Raw genomic sequence first — 8,194 nt, 5'->3', positions numbered from 1 at the left:
CTACCACTGCGAGGAGGATAACGATGCGCAAAATATCCTGACGAATATACAGTTCCCCCACTTCAAGCCCACTTGGTTTTTGTGCCGGCGCTGACTGCTGTGGGAGCGCGGCTGACTGGATAGTATTCATGACAACAGGAGGAGCTTTTTGGACAACCTTCTGGGTCTGCTGGTGCTTCTTCTTGTGTTTACTCTTCTTGGCCATATGTTCGTAACTTACCGATTGCCTTCACACTAAAGCAGCTCTAACCGTTCCCAGCAACTGAGAACTTGCAGATAGTTTACACATTTGATCTGATAAGCTAGAGTAAAGCGACGCTTCGGAAGGAATAAATGCGGGTATCGTATAATGGTCATTACGCCACCTTGCCATGGTGGAGAAACGGGTTCGATTCCCGTTACCCGCTCCAAAAAAAGTTTGGTATCTGTCCCTGGGAACCTTTCTCCCAAGCAGCGGCACATGTTTTCAGCGACAGGTACCTAAACTCAGCATCATTTAAATACGGCGTGATAGCCAAGTGGTAAGGCAGGGGTCTGCAAAACCCTTATCGCGGGTTCGATTCCCGCTCACGCCTCCACACAAACCATATGCTTCCCCTACAGATTGCCCACGTTATTGTTACGTTCTTACTCGCTGCCAGCATCTTGCTTCAGCAGCGTGGTACCGGTCTTGGTGACGCATTTGGTGCGGGTTCAGAAGTCTTTACCAGCCGCCGTGGCGCGGAGAAGATCCTCTACTACCTATCCATCGTCTTTGCGATCAGTTTCGTAGTCCTTGCCATTCTTCAGCTGGTACTCGCTAAACAGGCATAGGGATCGTAAGCCGGGATGGTGAAATTGGTAGACACGCTAGCTTCAGGTGCTAGTCATGGCAACATGGTGGAGGTTCGAGTCCTCTTCCCGGCACCATACCTTGAATACCAGAGTGAGAAGCATGCCGAACTAGCTCAGTGGTAGAGCAGGGCCCTGAAGAGGCTCGTGTCCTCAGTTCGATTCTGAGGTTCGGCACCAAGTAGATTTTTATGGTTGATTTTGGTAGGATCAAACCTATCGTGAGATGAAAAGCATCGGGCTCTATCTGCAACGCAGACTATCCCGCTTACTCGTGGCTCTATTCGCTCCGCGAATAGCACCCATACTCGCGATAAGAAAAAATATGTAAACACATTTTTTCTTCCACTGCGTATGGGCTCTTAGCTCAGTTGGTAGAGCGCCTCGTTTACACCGAGGATGTCAGAGGTTCGAGTCCTCTAGGGCCCACCAAAGAAAAAGGACACCTTCCAGGTGTCTTTTTTCTTTGTCGGCCTAGAGACTTGAAACCAGGTGAGAGGACTCCACCTCCCCAATACACTGCTCCCGCAGGGAGAGGGGAGTTAGCGCAACGCTTCTGAACCGCTCCAACATGTAATGGAAGGTTCAGAAAGTGAGCGTAGGCCCACCACCTCATTGACACCTGCGCACTATCCAGTTATTCTGTCCTGCTATTCTCAAAAGAGATGCTTAAAAATACATTTATTACCCCTATATATGGAAACTAAAAACTCATCCAACCCCTCACGGCGCTACGAGATTGTCCCATACAATCCAGTCTGGCGAGATATGTTCGCCGCAGAAGCCGCCAAACTCAAAGAGATACTGGGCTCCACTGCCACAGCAGTAGAACACGTTGGCAGCACGTCAATCCCAGGCATGTCCGGCAAACCCCTTATCGATATCCTCATAATTACAAACGATATCACTGCTATTGATTCCAAAACCCCTGCCCTAGAAATAGCTGGTTACATCTCCTACGGCGATATCCTCCAATCGGGAGGGCGACTCTTTGCACGTGAGAAGGGACACGAAAAAGTAGCCAACATTCACTGCTATGAACCAGGGAACTTCCGAATTAAAGAGCTACGAGCAGTGCGTGACTATCTCATTGCTCACCCTAAAGAAGCATTAGGCTACGCCAGCATTAAGAAGCAACTCAAGGAACAATATCCTGAGGATTATGCCTCGTACCGTCGACTCAAAGATGAGTACATGGATACCTTACATGTCCAAGCCTATGCCTGGTACGACTCTCAGGCTTGAGCTGTAAGGGCTTTTGTCGCCCGAGAGGACAAGAACCAACTGTAGTAAGCCACATCTGCTACTATTTGGTATTATGATCTATAATCGGCCTCCCTTAAAAAGAAAGGCGCGCAGAAAAGCTAGCCAGACCCCCTAAACCAGTGCATGTCAGACGCTCCCGAGGCCACTAAAATCATTGAAAAGAGACTCTCACCATCCCTCACCCTTGCGTGGTTGGCATTTTGTATAGGCGTTTTCCTCCTGTGTCTGAACCTGATAGGATTCTTCATTCCAAAACGAAGCACACTCATCTATTCGGTGGTGGCGGAGGACAACCACGGTACTAGCCTGAGCTACGAAGATGCCCTGAAGCAGATCGATAGGGGTCCGAAGGAATCGAATCAAGATTACACTTTACGGCTGAATTCGGTTATCAACCGCACTATGCTCCATGACTGGGAAGATAGTAATATCACTCGCTACAACTTAACAATCCCCCCTTATCACAACTACTTACTCTACTTGGGAAGCTTTATCCGGCCGGATATCTATCTAAAGTACGAGTTCTGCAACCCTTATAGGGCGCTCCAACGCGGGGTAGGTTGGTGCTCAGAGCACGCAATTGCCTTGACCGGCATCTTGGGTAAAAACGACGTCCAATCCCGGTTAATCACTTTAAAGGGGCATGTGGTTTCTGAGGTGCTCATAGATCCGGCAACAAATACCCTCTGGATTGCAGACCCCGACCATGGGACTGTCATTAAAAAAAGCCTGTCAGAGATTGAGCAGGATCCTGGTCTCGTCAGGGAACCCTACCTTGCAGCAGGAGTAAGTCCTAGCAAGACAGATGACCTCGTTGCGCTCTATGAAAAGGATGGAAACCAGACATTCGACTGGGGAGTGAATGGGTACGTTGATTGCAGCACATTCAAAACAACCGTAACAAAAGTGTCCTATTTTCTCATTTGGGCAATTCCAGCACTTCTCATACTGCCCATGATAGTCTGGTTTTTCCGCATTGCCAGAGCAAGGAAGCGAGCGTCGGGCCAACCCATGCAATGAAAAAGGACCACACGTTCGTGTGGTCCCAGGCGATTCCAACCTACTCAGGCTCTAGCATGCCGATATGGATGCGGTTAATTCGTTCCGCCGCCGCCCTCTCTAGGTCACGACGGAGAGCGTTGTGGAAATACCGCTCGTTGCGGTCAACCCGGAGGGTAAAGGCAGCGAACTTGAGGATAATGACACTACCCTCTTCTTCCAGCTCCAGGTACGGTCGCTCGCCAGGTTTATGCGGCCTTGCTCCGTAGGCAAGGACAATATCGTTGACCTGCCGAAAGTTAGGCTGTTTGGTGTAGTTGGCAAACGTTGCACCTTCCAATACGGCACCTATACCGGGTGAGCGGAGGGCCTTCTGAGCCGCCACCTGCTTTTCCTGACGAGTCAGGTCCTGGCTGAACTTGCTTGCCTGCTGGTTGCTGGCAAAAGCGGTCGCGCTTAAGAGCACAACAAGGGCGATGAGGGCGTACAACGCCTTCTGAAGAGAGCTCGGTTTGTTTTCAGGTTTCATAGACACCTCCATCCGTGGATGGCAGCGGGAATTTACCACATTTTACACAAAATGTCAATGAGGTTTACCCCATTTCCGTGGTTTAATATATGTATGCAACTTCTGCGGATGTGGTACGTCAAAAGTGGTCCCTGGGTAGTCCAGCGATACCTCCATACGGTTCGTGTTTTTGACGGCACCTTTGCAGTAGTAGATACCTGGCGGAACATGGGGCGCCCCCTCTTCCAGGATTACACCTGGCAGGGACGTATCATTGGGGTGTTTTTGAGGTTAGCACGCATTATGGCTGGCTTGTTCGTTTTCGTTTTGGCCGCCCTCCTCTATGCCTTTTTCTACCTCCTTTGGCTCCTCTTCCCCGTCATCTGTGTGGCAAGTATTATTGGCGGCCTTACCGTCCCTCTCCCGCTATGACATCTTTCAGCCCTACAACCTGCCCTTCTTGCGCTGGCTGGGGAGTCACTGGTGAGCCCGGTGGGCTCATTACCTGCCCTACCTGCCATGGGGATGCGGTATGGCTATCCAACGAAGCTGGGCAAAAGTACACACTCACCCTCCCCTCACTCCTTACACCCAATTCCCATCACGAGCGCACCGTTCGTACAACAATTAGGTATGCCCTAACCCTTCTTGCCCTGGTTCTCACCCTGGGATGCTTCGGCATCATCTTAAGCGAAGCGGTGGACCTGCTAAGTATCGTTTGGGCAGGTGGACTTGCCCATGTAGGTTTTGGAGTAGGCGGGTTGGCAACCATGTACTGCCTCTCTCTCTTTGAAGGGCGACGGACAAGCGGGCTCACCCTGCACGACCTGCCTGAGAATCCGGAAAAGCCCGTGGACTTATTTGCCTACGCCAATCCGAGGGTCATGGAGCTGTTAGAGGATGCCGCCCGGAATGCCACCATCCTGCACGACAACACTATTACCGACAGCGTTTTCTTGAAGACCATCCTTGAACAACCGCGTATCCAGGCGATGATCGCAAGGTTGGAGCACGTGCCGGACGATATCCTTACTGCTTCAGCGGCATACACTGCGCGGGGAACAGCCGATACCATCAAGACCCTGAGTGTTTCCCCTCAGGTTCGTGAGCGCCTCTTCACTGCTTTCCAACGGGCGCACACCCTTCACTTCCCCTACATCGACGTTGAAGATATCCTCCTTGCCTATGCAGAGGACGAAGCCTGGCAGTCACAATTGTTTAGCAAGTTCGACATGTCGCCCAAGGCCATCCTTGCCATCACCAAATGGTATGCCGAGGACACCGAGCGGCAACGCCGTTGGGCGTTTTGGCGGGAAAAAGGAAGGGTAAAGCCAAAGGGTTTCATGAACCGCGCCTGGACCGCGCTCCCCACACCTTTCCTTGACCACTTCTCCCGTGACCTTACTTCCTTAGCCGCCCAGGGAGCGGTGCCCGGAACCACTGCCCGTGTGGCGGAGGTAACCCGTGCATTGGAAGTGCTTGGCAACCCCACGGAGCATAACCTCCTCCTGGTGGGAGAACCTGGCGTAGGGAAAAACGCTGTTCTCATGAGCATTGCCTTCCGCATGGTTGAAGAAAACGTTCCTGAACAGCTTCGGGACCACCGGCTTGTCGAGGTAGACATTGCCAACCTCCTCTCCAGTCCAAACCCCGAGCAAAACGTGCAGACCATGCTCAACGAGGTTGCACAAGCGGGTAACGTCATACTGGCTATTCCAGACGTCCACAGCCTTGTCTCCACTTCGGCAGGTCCCTTGGACGCCGCTGCCGTACTGGCCAGCGCCCTTAAGCAGGGTGCCCTCCAGGTCATCTCCACTGCCACCTACGCAGACTACCACCGGTATGTGGAGCAAAACGCCCAGCTCTCTTCCCTGCTCACCGTTGTGGAAATAAAACCACCCTCCATAGAACAGACGGTTGCCATTCTGGAAGAAGAGGCGGCAGGGATTGAACACCGTGAGAATGTATACCTTACCTATCCAGCAGTTGAGGAGGCAGCGGAATTGGCAGAACGCTACCTAACCGACCAAGTCCTCCCACAAAGCGCCATTACCCTCTTAGGGGAAGCGGCTAGCGTGGCACATGCGGCCGGGAAACGCTGGGTCCAAGCAACCGACATCCAGGGTGTGATTGAAAAGCGTACCGGCGTGCCTGTTAAGGCCGCAGGCGTAGAAGAAGGCCAGCGCCTCCTCAACATGGAGACAGAGCTGCATAAGCGCATCATTGGCCAAGAAGTGGCCGTTAAGGCTGTCGCCGATGCCCTGCGGCGGGCGCGTGCCGGTCTCCATTCTAACGACCGGCCAATTTCCACCTTCTTGTTTGTGGGTCCAACCGGTGTAGGTAAGACGGAAATGGCTAAGGCCGTGGCCAACATTTACTTTGGCCGTGAGGAATCGTTCATTCGCTTGGATATGTCCGAATACCAGGATGGCACCGCTGTATACCGGCTCATTGGGGCACCTCCCGGCACCTCTGAAAGTCACACCGAGGGCGGTGCGCTTACTCAGCCTATCCGCGAACATCCCTTCTCACTCATTCTTTTGGATGAGATAGAAAAAGCGCACCCGGACGTACTCAACTTATTCCTCCAACTCCTCGACGACGGGCGCCTTACCGAAAACACCGGGCGTACCGTGCAATACCGGAACGCAATTGTGGTAGCCACCTCCAATGCCGCCTCGCCCGAGATCATGAAGCTCATTAAAGAAGGCGTACAGCCTGAGCAACTGCCTAAGCAAATCCTCAACTTGCTTCAGCAACACTTCCGCCCAGAGTTCCTTAACCGCTTTGATGCTGTCATCCCCTTCCAGCCGCTTACCCAGAGTGAAGCGCAGTCCGTCACCAGCCTTCTTCTTACTCCGGTAATCGCCTCCGCAGCAGAGCAAGGCATTACCCTCAACTTCAGCCAGGATGCCGTAGAGCTCCTGACCACCCTAGGATATGACCCTCAGTTTGGTGGCCGACCCCTCCGCCGCGTCATCCAGGACAAAGTAGAGGCGCTCCTAGCTCGTCTCATCCTGGGAGGCTCAATTACCAAGGGTGATTCACTGCAGATTACAGCCGATATGCTAAAATAAGCCTAACTTTTAGGAGGGCCCCATGAACTCAGTACATACCTACCGGAAACGTGGCTTTACGCTCATTGAGCTGCTTATTGTCATTGTCATCATTGGACTGCTTACCGGCCTTGCCACCACCAGCTACATTAGCGCGCAAAAGAATGCCCGCGACAACGCGCGTAAGACAGGCGTTGCCAGCATTTCCACCGCCGTCGAAGCCTTTTATCAAGCCAAGCGCCGCTTCCCTGGTCTTGTAGGGAACGAGCCCGCCATCCCCTCCACGGGTCAGCGGACCATTTGGCAGGGATGCCTAGCCCTTGATAACGGCAGTGGTAGCTCAACAACTTACACCAGCATCCTGTACTATTCCTATCCTACTGTGACAGGCGGGACAGGTGCATCAGAACCCTGTAACACCCGCAACGGCGGCGTGGCCATTGCTGGTTTTGACCCCGGGCAATACGCCCCCTTCCCCAGTTGGATCCCAGAGCTTGGCGAGTACCTTAACCCAACGCCTACCGAAAAGCGCTATCAGAATTCCACCGGTGCCGTTGCCCCACTTGATGAAGCAGCCCCCACCCTCTTTAACGCCGCTAACCACGACGTTCTTGGTAGCAATAGTGCCCAGGCATTTGTTTACCGGCGCCTAGTCGGTGGCTACGCAGTATACGCACGCCTCGAGAGCGGCACTACCGACACTACCCTCAACGTTCCTTTCTCTGACTCACCCAAGTACTACTCAGCCTCCACTACGAATGGGGTAGGTGTCACCGTGTACAAAAACAACGTATTCATGATCCGCAAGTAATGACTAAGCGCGGCTTCACCATCATCGAACTCATGGTGACGATGCTCATCATAGGCATCCTAATGACTGCTGCTGCAGCTGGCATTGTTCGTGCACGGCGTACTTCGCGGGATGCCCAGCGGGTACGTGATGTCATGGCGATAGGTACCGCCGTAGACCAGGCGACCACCGCTGCACGCGGCCTCTACCCTGTCCACGTAACCAGTAGGACCACAGGGATATTCTGCGCAGACTTACTTTCAGACGTTGCCAACTCCAACAAATTGAACCTAGGCCTTTTCCTAGGCCGGACAATCCCCAAAGACCCGCTGCCAGAGAGTGCGCCCAGCCCTTGTGCGGACTACCGCAACGGCTACACCTACCACAACAGGTACGGCAGCCCTTCTGCCTCACAATTAGCCGAGCCACTCAGTGGCCAACAGTATGAGTACGTGATTGAGGTGGGGTTAGAAGGTGAGCAACCCGCGGACGCCGAAACCCTCGTGCAAGGAGCGGCCTCCTCTACTAAGCGCACCCAATGGCTCCTCAGGGGCAAGCCTTGTAGCAGCGTAACGGCTACCGCCACCTGCTCACAGTAAGACAGGCCAAAAAATCCACTCGGAAGAGTGGGTTTTTTCTTATTGACCAGGTTAAAAAAAGTGGCTATAGTGGCGGACATCAGACACTTACATGCCCACAGACCTCACACCCAAGCAACAACTTGTTGAGCTTGTCCGGCAAGCC

The 8,194-nt window shown here is 53.1% G+C and carries 9 protein-coding genes and 5 tRNA genes; 12 read left to right on the top strand and 2 right to left on the bottom strand.

Annotated features, from left to right (window positions below):
- On the bottom strand, positions 1 to 205 hold a 205-nt coding region (locus VLA04_03360; GenBank protein HSI20716.1), incomplete at its 3' end, for a hypothetical protein.
- 130 nt (positions 206 to 335) lie between these two features.
- Between VLA04_03360 and VLA04_03355 the strand changes: the two genes are divergently transcribed.
- The 8 genes from VLA04_03355 to VLA04_03320 all read left to right on the top strand — a co-directional run bounded on the left by VLA04_03355 (position 336) and on the right by VLA04_03320 (position 3,117).
- Positions 336 to 410 (top strand) — tRNA-Gly (locus VLA04_03355).
- Positions 411 to 504: 94 nt separating this feature from the next.
- Positions 505 to 578: transfer RNA gene (locus VLA04_03350), tRNA-Cys, on the top strand.
- A 10-nt stretch (positions 579 to 588) separates the two neighbouring features.
- Positions 589 to 813 carry a preprotein translocase subunit SecG gene (gene secG, locus VLA04_03345; GenBank protein ID HSI20715.1) on the top strand — a complete coding sequence of 75 codons (225 nt, stop codon included), beginning with the start codon at positions 589 to 591 and terminating at the stop codon, positions 811 to 813.
- A gap of 9 nt (positions 814 to 822) precedes the next feature.
- A tRNA-Leu gene (locus VLA04_03340) sits at positions 823 to 909 on the top strand.
- A gap of 27 nt (positions 910 to 936) precedes the next feature.
- Positions 937 to 1,011 (top strand) — tRNA-Phe (locus VLA04_03335).
- A 176-nt stretch (positions 1,012 to 1,187) separates the two neighbouring features.
- Positions 1,188 to 1,263 (top strand) — tRNA-Val (locus VLA04_03330).
- Between the two features lie 264 nt (positions 1,264 to 1,527).
- Positions 1,528 to 2,076 (top strand): GrpB family protein, encoded by a 549-nt coding sequence (locus VLA04_03325; GenBank protein ID HSI20714.1) that lies wholly within the window; start codon positions 1,528 to 1,530, stop codon positions 2,074 to 2,076.
- A 144-nt stretch (positions 2,077 to 2,220) separates the two neighbouring features.
- On the top strand, positions 2,221 to 3,117 hold the full coding sequence (locus VLA04_03320) for a hypothetical protein (GenBank protein HSI20713.1): 897 nt from the start codon (positions 2,221 to 2,223) through the stop codon (positions 3,115 to 3,117).
- Between the two features lie 40 nt (positions 3,118 to 3,157).
- Here the strand turns inward: VLA04_03320 and VLA04_03315 are convergent, their stop codons facing one another.
- Complete coding sequence (locus VLA04_03315; protein ID HSI20712.1) at positions 3,158 to 3,625, bottom strand: hypothetical protein; 468 nt, start codon at positions 3,623 to 3,625, stop codon at positions 3,158 to 3,160.
- Positions 3,626 to 3,718: 93 nt separating this feature from the next.
- Between VLA04_03315 and VLA04_03310 the strand changes: the two genes are divergently transcribed.
- From VLA04_03310 to VLA04_03295, 4 genes are read left to right on the top strand one after another with little or no spacing between them, the layout of a single operon-like run.
- Positions 3,719 to 4,036, top strand: a complete 318-nt coding sequence (locus VLA04_03310; GenBank protein ID HSI20711.1) for a hypothetical protein — start codon at positions 3,719 to 3,721, stop codon at positions 4,034 to 4,036.
- On the top strand, positions 4,033 to 6,681 hold the full coding sequence (locus VLA04_03305) for an AAA family ATPase (protein ID HSI20710.1): 2,649 nt from the start codon (positions 4,033 to 4,035) through the stop codon (positions 6,679 to 6,681). The genes VLA04_03310 and VLA04_03305 overlap by 4 nt, the downstream gene beginning before the upstream one ends.
- 22 nt (positions 6,682 to 6,703) lie before the next feature.
- Entirely contained in the window at positions 6,704 to 7,471 is a 768-nt protein-coding gene (locus tag VLA04_03300; protein ID HSI20709.1) for a prepilin-type N-terminal cleavage/methylation domain-containing protein, read from the top strand.
- Entirely contained in the window at positions 7,471 to 8,049 is a 579-nt protein-coding gene (locus tag VLA04_03295) for a type II secretion system protein (GenBank protein ID HSI20708.1), read from the top strand. The genes VLA04_03300 and VLA04_03295 overlap by 1 nt, the downstream gene beginning before the upstream one ends.
- Positions 8,050 to 8,194: the final 145 nt, after the last annotated feature.

This window comes from Verrucomicrobiia bacterium, from assembly GCA_035460805.1.
Classification (GTDB): Bacteria; Patescibacteriota; UBA1384; order CAILIB01; family CAILIB01; genus DATHWI01.
This window is presented reverse-complemented; position numbering and strand designations above follow the sequence as displayed.